Annotated in this window: 13 protein-coding genes; 3 read left to right on the top strand and 10 right to left on the bottom strand. The window is 69.6% G+C overall.

The features are described 5' to 3' along the window. Positions 1–109 precede the first annotated feature (109 nt). On the top strand, positions 110–796 hold the full coding sequence (locus tag G361_RS0122800) for a MazG nucleotide pyrophosphohydrolase domain-containing protein (RefSeq protein ID WP_036495384.1): 687 nt from the start codon (positions 110–112) through the stop codon (positions 794–796). 31 nt (positions 797–827) lie between these two features. Here G361_RS0122800 and G361_RS0122795 read toward each other — a convergent pair whose 3' ends face one another. Both G361_RS0122795 and G361_RS0122790 read right to left on the bottom strand, forming a co-directional pair. Then, positions 828–3,179 (bottom strand): hypothetical protein, encoded by a 2,352-nt coding sequence (locus G361_RS0122795; RefSeq protein ID WP_155981556.1) that lies wholly within the window; start codon positions 3,177–3,179, stop codon positions 828–830. A 469-nt stretch (positions 3,180–3,648) separates the two neighbouring features. Continuing rightward, positions 3,649–5,046: an MFS transporter gene (locus G361_RS0122790; RefSeq protein ID WP_019929434.1), complete on the bottom strand. Its 1,398-nt coding sequence runs from the start codon at positions 5,044–5,046 to the stop codon at positions 3,649–3,651. A gap of 119 nt (positions 5,047–5,165) precedes the next feature. Between G361_RS0122790 and G361_RS0122785 the strand changes: the two genes are divergently transcribed. After that, positions 5,166–6,215 (top strand): RNA polymerase subunit sigma-70, encoded by a 1,050-nt coding sequence (locus tag G361_RS0122785; protein ID WP_036495382.1) that lies wholly within the window; start codon positions 5,166–5,168, stop codon positions 6,213–6,215. 18 nt (positions 6,216–6,233) lie between these two features. Here the strand turns inward: G361_RS0122785 and G361_RS0122780 are convergent, their stop codons facing one another. Further along, entirely contained in the window at positions 6,234–6,530 is a 297-nt protein-coding gene (locus G361_RS0122780) for an MTH1187 family thiamine-binding protein (RefSeq protein ID WP_019929432.1), read from the bottom strand. 4 nt (positions 6,531–6,534) lie between these two features. Further along, positions 6,535–7,011: a hypothetical protein gene (locus tag G361_RS0122775; RefSeq protein WP_026343383.1), complete on the bottom strand. Its 477-nt coding sequence runs from the start codon at positions 7,009–7,011 to the stop codon at positions 6,535–6,537. Positions 7,012–7,650: 639 nt separating this feature from the next. On the opposite strand from G361_RS0122775, the gene G361_RS0122770 reads away from it, so the two are divergent. After that, a complete protein-coding gene (locus G361_RS0122770) occupies positions 7,651–9,090 on the top strand; it encodes a stealth conserved region 3 domain-containing protein (protein WP_019929430.1) in 1,440 nt (479 codons plus the stop codon). A 10-nt stretch (positions 9,091–9,100) separates the two neighbouring features. On the opposite strand, the gene G361_RS0122765 is transcribed toward G361_RS0122770, so the two are convergent. From G361_RS0122765 to G361_RS0122740, 6 genes are all read right to left on the bottom strand, one after another. Next, a complete protein-coding gene (locus tag G361_RS0122765) occupies positions 9,101–10,048 on the bottom strand; it encodes a metallophosphoesterase (RefSeq protein WP_026343382.1) in 948 nt (315 codons plus the stop codon). A 134-nt stretch (positions 10,049–10,182) separates the two neighbouring features. Then, positions 10,183–11,643 (bottom strand): MATE family efflux transporter, encoded by a 1,461-nt coding sequence (locus tag G361_RS0122760; protein WP_019929428.1) that lies wholly within the window; start codon positions 11,641–11,643, stop codon positions 10,183–10,185. Between the two features lie 28 nt (positions 11,644–11,671). After that, positions 11,672–12,700: a PLP-dependent cysteine synthase family protein gene (locus G361_RS0122755; protein ID WP_019929427.1), complete on the bottom strand. Its 1,029-nt coding sequence runs from the start codon at positions 12,698–12,700 to the stop codon at positions 11,672–11,674. A 67-nt stretch (positions 12,701–12,767) separates the two neighbouring features. Then, positions 12,768–14,633 carry an alanine racemase gene (locus G361_RS44520; protein WP_019929426.1) on the bottom strand — a complete coding sequence of 622 codons (1,866 nt, stop codon included), beginning with the start codon at positions 14,631–14,633 and terminating at the stop codon, positions 12,768–12,770. Next, positions 14,624–15,586 (bottom strand): ornithine cyclodeaminase, encoded by a 963-nt coding sequence (locus tag G361_RS0122745; RefSeq protein ID WP_019929425.1) that lies wholly within the window; start codon positions 15,584–15,586, stop codon positions 14,624–14,626. The genes G361_RS44520 and G361_RS0122745 overlap by 10 nt, the downstream gene beginning before the upstream one ends. 40 nt (positions 15,587–15,626) lie before the next feature. After that, on the bottom strand, positions 15,627–16,592 hold the full coding sequence (locus G361_RS0122740) for a TauD/TfdA family dioxygenase (RefSeq protein ID WP_231386968.1): 966 nt from the start codon (positions 16,590–16,592) through the stop codon (positions 15,627–15,629). Positions 16,593–16,793: the final 201 nt, after the last annotated feature.

Below are 16,793 nucleotides of genomic sequence, written 5' to 3'. Positions count from 1 at the left end.
GCACGGACCGGGCGCCGGTCCGCGCTGCCGCGCGCCGGGTGATGTGGCCCGGCCGGCGCCGAGCCCCGTCCCGTTGCCGATGGCGGCGGCCGAGGACTACCGGGTCGCGATGGATTCGGCGTCGATGGCCCGCAGCCTCGCCGAGGCGGTCGACGTGATGGACCGGCTGTGGCAGTTCGGCGGCTGGGAGGTCACCCAGACCCACGACTCGCTGCGGCCGTATCTGCTCGAGGAGACCTACGAACTGCTCGACGCCATCCAGGACGGCGACGCCGACGCCATCCGCGAGGAACTCGGCGACCTGTTGCTACAGGTACTGTTCCACTCCCGGATCGCCGAGGCCGCAGGCGAATTCACCGTCGACGACGTGGCCACGACCCTGGTCGCGAAGCTGGTGCACCGCAGCCCGCACCTGGACGGCGGACCGGTGGATCCCGAGGCCGACGTCGAGACGAAGATCGCCGCCCAGGAACGTGCCTGGGAGGAGCGCAAATCCGCCGAGAAGGCCCGGCGTTCCTGCCTGGACGGTATCGCGATGGCCCAGCCGGCCCTGGCGCTCGCGGAGAAGATCCGCTCCCGCGCCACCGCCGCCGGGCTGCCCGAGGATCTGATCCCCGACGATCTGCGGGTGATCCGGCTCGGTGGTCCCGGCAGCGCGGAGGAACGGCTGCGCAAGGCCACCCTCGATGTCGCCGCGCGGATCCGGGTTGCGGAGGACGCCGCGGAGGCGGCGCGGGGTGAGCGTGCGGCGCTGACCGCTGCCGACTGGCGAGCCCATTGGCCCGCCGCCCGGTGAGTGATCCGCCGGGAGCCGACCGTCCGGGCCGCTAACCGCCGTTCAGGGCGGCGGTCACCGGTACGTGCGCGGCGGCCCACGCACCCATCACGGCCGGATCGCCCGACCAATGTTCGCCCGGCGGCACCAGCGCGTTCCACGGCGTCCGCTTGGTGCCGGTCGCCCACAGATCGGTGTTGGTGGCCGCGGAGATGGACCGTCTGGCTTCTCGCAACAGCTGCGGGTCCTCCGGATTCGCGACGTACTTGTTCACGGATGCCAGGATCTCGTCCGCGTGCCGGGTGCCGATCGCGTCCATCATGCGGGTGGCGTTGACCTGACTGATACCGGCCAGGGAGGGGTCCGAACTGGTTTTGCCGCTGGCGACCAGCCCGAGTTCGGTGATCTTCGCCTCGGTCGGGGTGGCGAAGTAGTCGTTCACCCACGCGCTCTGCGGGCCGTGCGGGTTCCCGTGGTCGAGTGTGACGCCGCCGCGATACGTCCGATGGAAACGGAAGGCCGTGGCCTGCAGGGTGCCGATCGCCGCCGCGGCGTCGGGCGCCTCTCCGACACCGGCGACCATGTCCAGCGCGGTGGCATTGACGCGGTGCACCGCGGAGACCACATGCCCGAGGTTCTTGTTGGACAGTGTCCAGCCGCTGGCGTCGGATTCGACGATCTGCCATGCGCGGATCGCCCGGTGGATGGTCTCGTCGTCGTAACCGGCCTTCATCAGCGCGGCTCGGGCATCCGAGGTCTTGCCGCCGACGTCCATCAGACCCTGCAACGACACGGCCGCGCCGAGCAACGACTTGCGGTCGGCGCCGCCCCCGAGAACCGCCCGGCCGCCACGCCCCTCGACCGCGGCGAGCGCGGCCTTCCAGTACAGCGGGCGATGCATGTACGACTGGGCGTAATCGCCGTCGGGCCCACCGACCCCGTCGGCGCCCCAGAATCCCCACTGCCCGATCTGGGCCCGCTTCTCCATCCGGGCGTTCGGCCGCAACGGGTTTCGGGTCCGGCCCCACATGAATTCGGTGATGGGTGAATTGCCGAAGGTGGAGGCCGCGGCGAAGATCGGCAGCATACTCGCGGCGAGCGAATGGTTCGCGCCGATCGTACCCATGCCGATCGCTCGCGCGCTGCCGCTGCCGCCCGCGCCACCCTTGCTGTTCGCGCCCTGGACGGCCAGCGCGAACCGGTTCGCGATCCACTCGTTACCGCTGTGCAGACTCTTGTTGAGTCGTTTCAACTGGAAGATCGCGATGATCTCCAGGATCGCGCCGATGACGAATACGACCATCACCTGGTCGCCGGCCGCGTCGAACAGGTCGCGCAGGATCAGGACGTAGACGCCGAGGAAGATGGTGAAGGCCGTCATCCGGGCGGCGGCCACGAAGCCGTCGACCACGTTGCGGATGAGGAACGTCTGCGTCGGCCCGTAGACGAAACCGCCTGCGGCGAAACCGAATATCGACATCAGGCCGTGATAGATGGTGTCCAGCGCGGCCCAGATCACCTTGATCGCCAGCGTCGCCCCGAACAGCAGCAGAATCGTTCCGGAGAGTAGTAGCAGAACTCCCGTGGCGATCTGCTCGAAACCGGGATTGTCCATGGTGTCGCGGGCAGAGGTGTCCCCGCAACTGCCGATACCCTGTTTCACCCGGTTCTCGCTGGCGGCCGCCACGGCCGCCGACCACGCTGCGCGGCAACCGCTTTCGTTGTCGATCACATGGCCGAAGTTCCACACCTGCAACGGCCTGCGGGCGAAGTTGTCGGTCAGGGTGGCCTGCATGGTCGCGACCATATGGGTCGGATCGACACTGTTGTTGCCGTTCAGCCCGGCCGCCACCTCGATGCCGAGATCGCGGCCCTGGGCCACCAAACCGTGGGAGGACAGCACATCCGCGAGCGGCTCGGACAGGAACAGCGGCCCCAGGATGCCCACGATCACCATCGTGGCGGCCTGGATGGTGGCCTTGGCGACATAGCCGCGGATGACGAACCAGGCCACGAAGAAGGCGCCGATCGTGGCCGCCGTGATGAGCATCGCGGGTGTGGCGATCTGCCCGGTGAGGCTGTGGCCCACCTCCAGCAGCGCTTTCGAGATCAGGTTCAGCCACGCGAAACTCAGCGCGTATCCGATCAGCCAGATCGCGGTGATGACGATGATCTTCCAGCCCGCGAACTCCAGGCCCAGCACGATCGACAGCGCCGTATTACCCGGATGCAGAATGCTGCCGTGATCGGTGGCGAAGAGGTAATTCGCGGCCGGTACGCCGGCGGAATCGGCGACCTGGGTCCAGGACAGGGCGCTGCCGACCGAGGAACCCGGGGTCCGATCGCTGGTATCGGCGGCGGCCGCCGTCCCCAGCAGACCGGGGAATACGAACAATACGAACAAGCCGGCCGACAATCCGGCCGTCCACCGCCGTCGCCGCGTTGCCAGTATCCAGGCGCGGACGCGCCGTAGCATTCCGGGCAATCGCAGGCACGCCGGATCCCAGGGATCCGATTTCCTGTTGTTCACCGCTGCAACCTGATTCGTTTCCGCCCGTACCGGACCAGGACATGACACCGGCAAGTACGCGCTCGAAGCGGGTATTCCTCAGGGCTGCTCAACAGTCCCCGGAATGACGCTTCAACGCTACGGGCGCGGTATGAACGGGCGGGCTCCGGTCAGTGAACTCCATACAGCGAAAAATACGGAACCAGTTGGTATTTCGGCCCCGATGCGCCCGTTCGTGTTCACCTGCGGTTCGTTGTCGTCTGCGTGCCGGACGTCTGCGGCGAATGCCGGTGCGGGGCAGCGGAAACGGACGGCCGCCGGATCGTCGCTGGTCGATCCGGCGGCCGCCGTCATCGGGGCCGGTTCACACCGGCGTAACCTCTGCCACCGGCTCCGCGGGCACGACGGCCGCCGCCCGGCGCCGCACCGCCAGTCCCGCCACCGCGCCGGCCGCGGACAGGGCGGCCGAGACGGCGATCGCGGCGCGGAACCCGTCGGTCACCGTCGCCGGTGTCGCGTAACCGCCGTAGGCGGTGAAAACGACGGATACGACGGCGATTCCGAGGGCGCCACCGAGTTGCCGGCCCGTGTTGTACAGGCCGGAGGCCGTGCCGATGGCCTGCGGGTCGACCGCGCCGAGTATCGCGCTCTGCGCGGCCGGCATCGCGGCCGAGACGCCGACCCCGGCCAGCACCATCGGTGCGATCAGGGCCGGATAGCCCGACCCGGCGGCGAGCGCGATCCAGCCGAATCCGATTGCCTGGGCGAGCAATCCGGCGACGATCAGCGGACGTTCCCCGATCCGGTTGATCCGGGCGCCCGCGATCGGAGCGACGACGAACAGCGTGGCCGTCCAGGGCAGCAGCCGCAGACCGGAGGCCAGCGGCCCCTCGTGCAGACCCGCCTGCAGGTACTGCGCGAAGAAGAAGGCGGTGCCGAAGATCGACGCCGTCTGCAACAGGCTCGCCAGATTGGCCGCGCTGAACACCCGATTCGTGAAGATGTGGATCGGGACCATCGGTGCCGGTGCGCGCCGTTCCCAGCCCGCGAACAGCGCCAGCAGCAGTCCGCCACCGACCAGGGTGGACACGGTTTCGACCGTGGCCCAGCCGATTTCGCCGCCGCGGACCAGACCCCAGACCACCGCGAGCACGCCGCCGCCGGACAGCAGCAGGCCGGGTAGGTCGGGCCGGGTCACCGGGCCGTGACTCTCGGTGACCCGGCTCAGTACCGCGGGGATCAGCAGCACCCCGATCGGGACATTGAGCCAGAAGATCCACTGCCAGGTGGCGGCCTGGACGACGGCGCCGCCGAGGACCGGCCCGCCGAGGATGGCCAGTCCGGTGATGCCGCCGAAGATACCCATCGCCGCGCCGCGTTGCCGGGCATCGAAGGCCGCGCCGATCAGCGCCATCGCGGCGGGCATCACCATCGCCGCGCCGACACCCTGGGCCGCGCGGGCGGTGATCAGGGTAGCGACGTCCGGCGCCAGCGCGCAGGCCGCCGAGGCCGCGGTGAAAACGAGGAGTCCGGCGGCGAGCATCCGTCGCCGGCCGACGCGATCGCTGATCACCGCGGCCGTGAGCAGCAGCATCGCGAAGGCGAGGGTGTAGGCGTTCACGGTCCATTCCAGTTCGGCGATGCCCGCGTGCAAGCCGGTGCGAATGGTGTTGAGCGCGGTGGCGACCACCAGCGCGTCCAGCCCCACCATCAGGGAGGCCAGTGAGGTCAGCGCGAGGGTCCAGCGCTGTCGGGGAGTCATCGGGAAGGAGCCCTTCCGGTCGGGAGCAACTATCACCGGTACGTACTCACCCCGCCCCGGAAATTCATCGCGTGCGGTGGATTTCCCCGGTCGCGGACGCGCCGTGGCACCATGGCTGCATGACCGTGACGGTCGAGGAGGTGGTGTCCGCCACCGACTCCCATCGAGCCGAACTGCTCGCCTACTGCTACCGGATGACCGGATCGCTGCACGATGCCGAGGATCTCGTGCAGGAGATCTCGCTGCGGGCGTGGCGTGCCGCGAGCAGTTACGATCCGCGGCGCGCGTCGGTGCGCACCTGGCTGTACCGGATCGCGACCAACGTGTGCCTGACCGAACTGAAACACGCGCACAGGCGGGCCCTGCCGGAGGATCTGTCCGAGTCGAGCCCGGCCGTCGACGTGAGCCGGCTCTCCCCGCAACCGGAACTGCCCTGGCTGGAACCGTTTCCGGACGCGCTGCTCGGCGACGGCGATCCGGCCGCGGTCGTGGCGGCGCGGGACGGCATCCGGCTGGCCTTCGTCGCGGCGTTGCAACATCTGCCGCCGCTGCAGCGCGCGGTGCTGATCCTGCGCGACGTACTCGTGCTGCGCGCCGACGAGGTCGCGGCGCTGCTGGAGACCAGTCCCGCCGCGGTGAACAGCGCGCTGCAGCGGGCGCGGGTGCGGGTGGCGGCGATCGAAGGGCCCGATGTCGCGCCGGTGGGTACCGTGCCGGCGGCGCTTGCGGGTACCGTGCCGGGGGCGCGTTCGGGTACCGCGCCGGGGGCGCGCTCGGGTGCCACGTCGGCGGTGCTCTCGGATCCCGAACAGCGCGAACTGCTCGAGCGGTACGTGCGCGCGTTCGAGCGGCTGGACATCGGCGCTCTCGAGCAGGTGCTGCGCGACGATGTGCACCTGCAGATGCCGCCCTACGCCGCCTGGTTCCGCGGACGGACCGCCGTGCTGGAGTTCCTGGCCTCGGTATTCGCCCTGGAGGGCGATTTCCGGTTGCTGCCCACCCGCGCGAACGGCCGTCCGGCCCTGGCAACCTACCGGCGGCGCGGCACGCCGGAACTGCGGGCCGCCAACCTGCACGTACTGACCCTGGACCGGGGCGGCATCGCGCGCATGGACCTGTTCCACGCGCCGCAGCTGTTCCCGGCCTTCGGGCTGCCGTCCGTGCTGTGAGCCGGCGGAGGCGGTGGCCTAGCCCTCGGCCAGGTACCGTTCCACGCTCTCCACCTTGCTGACCAGTCCGTCGGTGACGCCGGGGCGGATATCGGCCTTGATCACCAGGCTGCACCGCGGTGCGACGGCCATCACCGCGTCGGTGGCCCGCTTGATCACCGCCATGACCTCGTCCCATTCGCCCTCGACGGAGGTGAACATGGCGTTGGTCTCGTTGGGCAGGCCACTGGCCCGGACGACCCGGACCGCCTCGGCGACGGCCCGGCCGACATCCTCGCCCGCGCCGAGCGGGGTCACGGAGAAAGCTGCGATCATTCGGTCAATTATCGTCGTCGGCGATCCGGTGCAGGGTGTCGACGCGCGCCTGCAGGTAACGCAATTCCGCATCGTCGAGCACCGTGCGCTGGATGCCGCCGACGACCTGGAAGGCCGACTGCCGGTGGTCGTCGATGACATCCACATCGATGGCGACGGCCACGTAGTCGTCCGCGCCGGGCATCGGATCGGCCACGATGTGGGCCGGGCCACGGGCGCACAGCGCCACGTTACCGTCCGCGAGCAGCAGCAGTGCCACGTCCGGGCGCTTGCGCAATCGGGCCAGCGATCCGCGATCGTACTTGAGGCTCAACAGAATTCGCCGATCCCCGGCGCGCACGGGCCAGGACACGGGGATCGCGTGCGGGCCGGGATCGGTGGTGATCAGCACTCCGATCGTGTCCAGCGGCCAGTGCGGTAGGGCATCCAGCTCGGGGTGCGCTGTCGAGGGCTGTTGACGTTCCTGGGCTTGGGCTACCATGCGTCACCTCACGGTCGGCTCACGCGGCGGGCTGGGCCACGTGTAAGTGCAGTGTAAGCCGTTGTGTCACATGCCCGCTCGAGGTATGGGGTGCGAGACGGAGAATCGCCGATGAATCGCGTATGCGCGAGAGTGGCCGAGATGATATCAGCATTGGTGAGCCTAACCTCGGTCGGGGGTCGCCGACCGGGAGTTCGCGACGGTTCGGCACGCAATTGTCACCGTCATGAAAAAGACGTGTGACCTGCGTTGGTTCGGGTTGACGAACCGGTATGGATGGTTGCATCATTCGTAACAGTTCCCCGACCGATCGTGGTCGGGCAGGTAGCCGGCCGATGGCCGTCCGGTGAACTGAGTCGTCCATACTGTCGTGTGCGTATCCGCACCGAACGCTGGTGGTGCGGCAGCGCAGCAGCTTGATCCGTCGACGCATGCGCGCGTCCGGCCGTGGGTGAGGTGAGAACTGATGGAGCCCCGATTCGATCGGCGACCGTCCGGCGTGCAGCCGCTCGGCGAGCAACGCCTGTGGGCGGCGTTTCCGAACAGTCGCACCACGCGGCCACACCGGTCGCACTGAACCCGGTATTCCCGGCCCGCCGTCACCCCGGCGGCGGGTGCCCCCACGCGTATGCAGGAGAGATGGTGATGATGGATTTCGATGCGATGAGCGCGATCGGACCGGCGGCGACGGTGACCGCCTCGGCGGCGGTACTCGACGACCTGCACTGGCTGCGGGCCGAGCTGGTCGCCGCGGAGGTGCCGTTCCTGCTGGTCCGGGACGCCGATGCGCGGCCGGTGCTGGCCGTCGACGCCGCACAGCGACCGGCGCTGCGCCGGGTGCTGGGAGCGGCCATCACCTCCGGATTCAGCTGTAACGAGCTGCGCCACAACGTTTTCCGGTTGGGTCGCGATGCCGATCCGGCGCACCACGTGGAACTCGAGCTCTGGCGGTACCACGGCGACACGGTCGAGTGCCCGCGCCCGAATGCCTTGACCCGCAGCGTCTTCGACCTCGCCGACGTCGAGTACACGACGGTGCTGGCGTTCGACGCGGGCTGGCCGACCCTGGTCGGCATGTTCGATCCGCATCCCGCCGATGTCGGATTCGACATCGACATCGTCTACTCGTGGGTGGACGGCTCCGACCCCGAATTCCGTGCTCGCCGTGCGGGAATGATGGCACAGGTGGTGGTCGGCGAGGGCGACGCGGCCGAGGCCCGCATCCGCCAGATCGACGAGCTGAGGTACGCGCTGCGTTCGGTGCACAAGAACGCGCCGTGGATCCGGCGCATCTTCATCGCCACCGATTCGCGGGTGCCGCACTGGCTGGCCGACGACCCGAAGGTCACCATCGTCCGTGCGGCGGAACACTTCTCGGATATCGGCGTGCTGCCGGTCTTCAATTCGCATGCCGTCGAGAGCCAGCTGCACCACATCGAGGGACTGTCGGAGCACTTCCTGTACTCCAACGACGACATGTTCTTCGCCCGTCCGGTGCGGCCGTCGATGTTCTTCACCCCGGCCGGCATCAGCCGGTTCGTCGAGGCGGGCACCCGCATCGGCCCGGGCCCGAATCACGAGCGGCGCAGCGGTTTCGAGAACGCGGCCCGGGTGAATCGGGAGCTGCTGGCGCGGCGGTTCGGGCAGGTGCTCACCCGGCATCTGGAACATACGCCGGTGCCGTTGCGGCGCAGCGTACTGCTCGAGATGGAGCAGGCGTTCCCGGAGGATTTCGCCCGCACCCGGGCCAGCCGTTTCCGGTCCGCCACCGATATCTCGGTCACGAACAGCCTGTACCACTACTACGCACTGTTCACCGGTCGCGCGGTCCCGCAGGAGGCCGCGAAGATGCGCTACGTCGACACCACCGGTCATGCCGGACTGGCGCTGCTCGACCATCTGGGCCGCCGCCGCAACGTCGACTTCTTCTGCCTCAACGACGGCAGTTTCCCGGAGGTCGCGGAGGCAGACCGGGTGCGCATCGTGTCCGAATTCCTCGAGGGCTACTTCCCGGATCCGGCGCCGTGGGAGCGCGGCGCCGACCGGCGGCAGCCGGCCGTGGAACAGGGCGCCGCGTGACCTCGGCGGGCTAGGAGACGGTCTCGCCGTCGGCCTCGCGCGTGCGTCGCCGCACCACGTGCGGGATACCGGCGGCGGGCGGGATCACGATGCCCGCCTCGGTGAGGCGTTCGGCCGTCTGGGCCGCGGTGGCCGGGCGGCCGACCGTCGGACCCTCCTCGACCGGCACCACCGAATGCACCACGGTGTCCGGATAGATGTGCACGTAGTTGAAGCCCTGGGCGCCGTCGCGGCCGCGCTGGCCACCGGATTCGACCGCCAGATCCTGGCTGTAGCAGGCCGAGGAGGCCACCGACACCGGGATACCGGCGAAGGTCGCCGTGGTGGAGAAGTGCAGGTGCCCGGAAAGGATGCTGCGCACGTCGGAGCCGTCCAGCACATCGGCCAGCGACCGTTGCTCGCGCAGCTCCACCGTCACCGCCAGATCCTGGATGTACGGGATCGGCGGATGGTGCATGGCCAGGATCGTCCCGAACGGCGCCGGTTCGGCCAGCACCGAACGCAGCCACTCCAGCTGGTCCGCGGAGATCTCGCCGTGGTGCTCACCCGGGACCGTGGTGTCCAGCGTGACGATCCGCAGTCCGTCGAACTGGTACACCCGGTCCAGGGGTTCGGCCGAGCGCCGCTCGTCGAGCAGCTGCTCGCGGAAGGTGGCGCGGTCGTCGTGGTTGCCGTTCTGCCAGACCACGGGCGCGTCCACGGCCGTCGCGAACGGCTCCACGAGCGCGCGCAGCTTCTCGTACGCACCGGCCTCGCCGCGATCGGTGAGATCGCCGGTGAAGACGATCGCCGTCGGAGTGATCCGGCTGGCGAGGGCTCGCTCGAGCAGTCGGCGCAGCCGCTGCTCCGAGTCGACGGCGCCGTACAGTTCGCCGTCTCCGGCGATGAAGTGGGTATCGCTGAAATGGAACAGCACGTGATTCGGTCGCGGGTATTCTGCGACTCTGTTGATGTGCACCGGACTCCTCCCGGAGCGGGTATTCGTCGTGGCGTCGGGCTCCGGGCCAGGATAGCGAAGCCGATTTTCGCGCAGTGCCGACGGCCGGTGACGGGTTGCTTACACGCCGATGAGAGTTTCGTGCCGGTCGGTGTTCACGTCCCCGCGCTCGAGCTACCGGCCAGCACCCGCGGTGTCTCCCGCTCCCGGTGCTGGAGCAGGGCGAAGTAGCGGCGCAGCATCAGCGCGGCGGTCGCCGCGAGGCCCGCGGTGAGGCCCCACCAGACACCCGCGGCGCCCAGCCCGACCGGCAGCGCGAGTATCAACGCTGTGGGCAAGCCCACAACCCAGTACCCGACCAGTGACAGCCGGAATCCGGCGCGGGTGTCCTGCATCCCGCGCAGCAGGCCGTTGCCGATGTTCTGGGCCGCGTCGAAGAACTGCAACACGATCGCGATCAGCAGCAGCCGGTGCGCGAGTGCCACCGTCTCGTGGTCGTCACCGGTCAGGAACGGGCGCAGCACCACATCGGGCACCGTCGCGTACAGCACGCCGACCAGGGCCGCGACCACCGCGGCCTGCCGCAGCGCCAGCCGGGCCAGCCCGTGCGCGCGCTGATGTTCCGCGCGGGCCACCGCCCGGCTGACCAGGATCGACACTCCGTGCGACAACCCGATCGCCACCTGGAAGACGATGTACACGAGCTGATAGACCACGTTGTGGGCGGCCAGGGCCGCCGGGCCCAGCGAACCCATCACCAGCGCCAGCACGGAGAACATGCCCGCCTCGGAGCCGTAGGTGAGCGCGATCGGCAGGCCCAGCCGCACCTCGGCGCCGACGGTCCCGAGGTGCACGGGCCACATCCGCAGCGGCAGGGTGGCGCTGAGGATCGGGTCGCGGCGGACCATCACCCAGAACACCAGGCAGGTGATCAGGAAGACCAGCGAGCTCGCGACCCCGATCCCGGTCAGGCCGAGTTCCGGCAGGCCGCCCCAGCCGTGCATGAGTCCCAGCGCGAGCGCGGCGTTCAGCGCGACCGAACCCAGCGTCACCAGCAGCAGCGCCTGCGGGCGTTGCATGCCGACGGTGTACTGCCGGATCACCTGGAACCACAGGCACGGCAGCAGGCCGGGCGCCAGCGCCATCAGCATCGGCCGGGCCGTGGCGAGTACGGCCGCGTCCTGGCCGAGCCATTGCAGTGCCCAGCCGAGCCCGGCCAGGATCAGCGCGCCGAGCACCCCCGCGACGGTGGCGATCAGGAATCCGGCGCGCACCACATCGCGGATCTCGTCACCGGCCGGGTCGGCCACGGTGCCGCCGGGCGCGTGCGGTGCCCGGCCGGCCGTGGTGTGCTGTCCCGACTCCTGCTCGGCCCGGCTCGCGGCGGTCGCGACCTGGTTGCCGGTGGCGGTGACGAGTCCGACGCACATCGTCCGGATCTGGTTGAACAGCGTCAGCGCCAGGCCGCCCGCGGCGACCTGGGTGATGCCGAGCGAACCCATCAGCGCGATATTCGTGGTGGACACCGCCACCTGGGCCAGCTGGGTCAGCGCGATCGGGGTGGCCAGCGCGGTCAGGCGCCGCCCGTCCGGCCGGTCGTCCCGGTCGGCGGTCATCGGAGTTGCCTCCTGTCGTGGGTCGAATTCACAGTGCGCACACCAGGTTTCGGGTGGCCGGTGCGTAACGGTCCAGCAGTGCGGTCACCTCGCGTTCGGTGGCCTCGTCCAGCAGGTCGCGGTCGTTCATCCAGTCGTCGTCGAAGACGGTGTCGAGGTACTTCTCGCCGCCGTCGCAGACGATGGTGACCACCGTGGACCCGGGTGGGAAGTCCGCCAGCCGGGTGAGCGCGGCATACACCGAGCCGCCGGCCGAGCCGCCGATCAGCAACCCCAGTTTCCGTGCCACCGCGCGGGTGGTCGCGAAGGCCGCCACATCGGTCACCGTCAGCCCCTCGTCGAGCAGCGTGTAGTCGACAGCGGTGCCGACGGTCGCGCCCGGCGGCGTGCCGGTGCCGGACTGCCAGTACGGGCCACCCGGGCCGCCGAAGGCGATCGAGCCGACCGGTTCGACGCCGATCACGCGCGGCTGACAGCCCATTTCGCGCAACCGCCGGGCCGTCCCGAACAGCGAACCGCCGGTGCCGACGGCCGACAGCAGGATGTCCACCCGACCGAGATCCTTCAGCAACTCTTCGGCGACCGCGTAGTAACCGACTGCGTTGGCATCGTTGTTGTGCTGTTCGGTGAAGTAGCCGTCGGTCTCGGCGGCGGCCATGTCCGCGGCCAGATCCTCGCGGGCCGAGGTGGCCAGCGTATCGTCGCCGTCGTCGGCGACAAAGACGAGTTCGGTGCCCATGGCTCGCATCGCGCGCAGTTTGTCCTTGCAGGCGTGGTGGTCGACTACGGCGGTGAACCGGTAGCCGCGCTCGGCCGCGACGACCGCCAGTCCCAGCCCGGTGTTGCCGGACGTGGATTCGATGATATGCCCGCCAACCCCGAGCAAACCACGGCGCTCGGCATCGAGCACCATTTCTCGGGCCATTCGGATCTTGGCCGTCCCGGTCGGGTTGAACTGTTCGAGCTTGAGCAACAGCCGGGTTCCGGTGTCGGTCGTCGCGAGTTCGAACAGGGGGGTCTCGCCGATCAGGTCCGTCACGCGCGTGACGAGCGGCATTGCGGGTCTCCTCGGTTTTCGGATCGTGTGTCGGAAGGTTCGGGGGAAATACCCCCGGGCCGGTGGGTTACCCGGCGTCGAGCGTCCAGCGCAGCCGCCCGCCGGGTGCGTCGGACAGCACCACCTTGGGCGGGAGCGGTAACTCGTGGAATGCCGATTCGTTCGAATCCATCTGGTAGCCCGCGGTATTCGGATACACCAGCAGATCGCCGGCCGTGGCGGGCCGGGGCAGCGGGATACGCCGCCAACTGAGCATGTCGGACTCCAGGCAGGTCGCCGCGCCGACACTGGCCCCGGTCACGGTGCCCGGCCGGGTCGGCCACAGCACCGGATCGGGCAGATATTCACTGTCGAACCACTGCTCCGACAGGCTCAGACTGGTGCCGTCGACGGTGAGCAGTTGATACGAGACATCCTGCACGGAACGCGCTTTTGCGCCCTGCACCCGGAAGACGGTACTGCCCGCTCGATCCAGCAGCGCGCGGCCGGGTTCGATCGCGGGGCGAATATCGTTGTCGCGCATCCGCTTCGCCAGATCGTCGTGTGCCAGTACGGCGGCGAGCATCGCCGCGCCCGGGGTCGCGCAGTGGTACGGATAGTAGGAATCGAACCGCTTGCCGCCGTGGAACCAGTGCGGTCCGGTTCCGGCGGTGAACCGGGCCCATTCCTCGGCCGGCACATAGTCGACGCCGAAGCCGCCACCGAGGGAGATCGTCGACGCTCGATGCCCGTGGTCGCGGGCCCGCAGGCAGCGTTCGATCAGGGCCGCGGCGAGTTCGGAGCGCGGTAGCGGTTCGTAGCCGGACAGGTGAAAACTGAACCCCTCCAGCCGGATCGGTCCCAGGTCGGTCCCGGTCACCGCGTGGTCCAGTTCGGTATCGGTCATGCCGAACCGGCTCTGCGAATTCGGTGGCCGCACCCGCAGCAGCACTCGGGCCGCGATCCCGTTGGCCGCCAGCCGATTCAGCTCGTCCGGGGCGTCCACCGCGATCAGCGCGTCGTGGCGGGCCGCGAGCCACAGCAGGCGGTCGGACTTCGCGGGTCCGGTCACCATCAGGTCCTCGCCCCGAATGCCCTGTGCCAGGGCCGAAGTCAGCTCCCCGATGCTGGCCACGTCGACTCCGGCCCCGTGCTCCGCGCAGGCCCGCACCACACAGCCGGCCTTGTTCGCCTTCTTGCCGTAGTAGATCGACCCCTCGACCCCCGCCGCCGCGAATGCCGCCCGGAACGCCTCGATATTGCTGCCCACTCGCGCGGGATACATCACGTGGAAGGGTCCGCCGATCGCGAAGGCGATATCGCTCAGCAGATCCGGATCGGCCAGCAGCCGCCGCTCCCATTCGTCGGCATGCGCGGGCAGTGGCGTGGCGATCCGGCCGGGCGGGGTCGCCGGTTCGACGATCGCCGGCGCATCGGAGTTCGCTGCGGCAGTGTGGCTTTCGAGCTCGTCGCGCGTGACGTCTGCGGCGCTTCCGGTTTCGGTGGTTCCGCCCGCGATCGGTGGTGCGCCGGGCTCGGCCGATGACGTGTCCATGATCTCCGGTGCGAGAGCGGCGGTCGGCGCTTCCGGGGATTGCTGGGTGCCCACCGCGGCGGCCGCGGTGACGTCCGAGGTGACCGCGTCCTCGTCGGCGGCCGAATCGGTCCGAGCCGCGGCAGTATCCGACTCGTCGGTGCGCGTCTCGGCCACGGCGCCTTCGCCGCTCGCGTCCGTCGGCGCGGGGTCTGCGCTGGTGCCGGGTGCGGTCGAATCGACCTGCGGGGCAGCGACTTCCGTCGGCACCCGCGCATCCGGCGCGGAGGTGGACCGGCGGCGGGACCGGGGGCGGTGGGGTGCGGGCACTTTCGGGGACGGGGTGGTTTCGGGGAGGGGTGCGGGATCCGTGTCCTCGGTTTCCCACAGGGAGAACTGGGCGGTGGCGCTCAGTCCCACAGGGGTACCTCCGTTCCCCGTCCCTCGGCGATGGCGCGCTCGGCCAGGGCGTGGGCGACCGCGATATCGGTGAGGACCAGGCCGCTGTTGTAGACGAAGATCCGGTCCTCGTCGGAGTTGCGGCCGATGGCCCGGCGGCCCAGGATCTGCGGCAACTCGGCGTCGACCGGACGCAACCGGCCGTCCGCGTCCACCAGGTCGGTGCCGGTCAGGGCCATCTGCTCGGCGCTGGTGGCGACGACCCGGTCCGCCCCGGACAGCGCCGAGGGCGCCAGCCCGTAGCCGACCAGTACGGCCACGGAACCCGGTGCGAGATCATCGGTTTCGACTGCGACCTTGGTGCCGGGGCCGGCGGTGGCCAGTACCACGTCGGCGGAGCGGGCGGCCTCGTACGGGTCGGTGACGGTCTCGAGCTCGAGGTGCGGATGGTGGACGGCGAGGTGCTCGTACACCGCCTTCAGGCCGTCGGGATGGGTTCCGTACACCATCAGCCGGTTCAGCTGGGGGTTGGCGGCCAGCAGATGCGGCAGCGCGTTGCGGCCCTGGGTGCCCGTGCCGATCAGCAGGACGCTGCGCGCGCCGGAGCGAATCGTCTCGCGCACCAGCAGCGCCGACACCGCGGGGGTGCGCAGCGCGCCGACACGGGCACAGTCCATCATCGCGATCGGCATACCGGTGGTGTCGTCGTAGAGCGTGATGGTGGTGTAGTAGCGCTTGGTGCTGCGATCGTGCGCCGGATCGAATTTGTACGAGGTCTTCATCGCGACCACCCGGCGGCGTCCGTCGCGGCCGAGCATGGCGTACGCGACCGACCAGCCGTCCGGATGGGCCACGCTGAGTTTGCGCGGATTATCCGAATCTCCGGACGCCAGTGCGAGATACGCGTCCTCGACGGCCCGGTTCACATCGCCGGGGGTGATGGGGACGTCGGCGAGATCGCTGCGGGACAGCACGCGTAACGGGGTCGGTCGAGTGCTCACTGGATTCCTCGGTTCACTGGTGCGGGACGGCTTGCGGTACAGCGGCTTCGGTGCGGAACGGTGCGACTGTGCGCTGTCCGTAACCGCTTTCGCCGGATTCGGCCCGGCTTCGTTGCGGCAGGCGGATGTTCACCCGCTTCAGCCAGCGATCCGTGCCGTCGTAACGCGGCGCGAACGGCACCCGGCCGTGTACCACCACGTCGTTGTCGACCAGGAGCAGCTGACCCGGCTCCAGCACCGCCGCATGGGCCACCCGCTCCAGTTCCGCGCTCAATTGTGCATAGGCGCCGCGGAATTCGGCATCGGCGCGGTCCAGCGGGGTGTAGGCCGGGTCGTAGCGCAGGGTGGGACCGGCGGCGAGCGTCGCGATCGGGGTCGCGGGGTGATCGTCGAAACCCTCGCCGTAGGACACGTCCGGGAGGATGGGCAGCGCCGTCTCGGCCAGCCGGCGGCGGTGTGCGGAGCTCAGTCGCGCCTCGCACACCGAGGACACCGTGGTACCCACCGCATCCGGATTGCGCAGGCAGCCCAGCAGCAGCAGGTGCGCGCGATCGGGATGGAAGGCGTCCTCGGTGTGCGGGGACAGCAGCGTCACGCTGCTCGCGCCGGACTGTTCGTGCTCGTGACCGGGAGAGGGGACGATGTTGTTCACCAGCCGCCCGCTCTGCTGTCCCTGCCACCCGAACGGCTCACCGGCGCAACGGGCCAGCAGCAGCATCGTGACATCCAGCCGGAACGACACCGTGCGCCGATCCGGATCGGCGCTCCAGGCGGCGGCCTCCCGCCAGTCCCGGGGCGTGGGGCCCAGTTCCGTATCCTGCAGCGGCAATCGGTCGATGATCGCCACGCCGGTCGCGGTGGCCGGCGGGCGCAACGCCGCGCGGACACGCTCGGGCACCGCGCACACGTGCGCGTCGATGAGGCCGAGCAGGTGCGGGTCGGCGAGTGTCGCGGCGGTCCGCTCGCGCGTTCCTGCCATATCGTCGATTGTGACGGCGATCTCGTCGGCGATGTCGCGAACGGCGATGGCGTCCGCGGTTGATAATATTCGACGTTCCAGTTCGGCCGGTGCTTCTCGGTGGTGGTTCTCACGTTCGCGGAGAACGTTTTTCACCCATCGATCCCTTCTTCGCGAGAGTGGTGAAGCAGGCGGTGGAGCTCGGTGGGGGAGGAGATCCCC

The organism is Nocardia sp. BMG111209 (assembly GCF_000381925.1).
GTDB lineage: Bacteria > Actinomycetota > Actinomycetes > Mycobacteriales > Mycobacteriaceae > Nocardia.
Note: the sequence above shows the minus strand (reverse complement) of the source record. Positions and strands in the feature narration are given on the sequence as shown.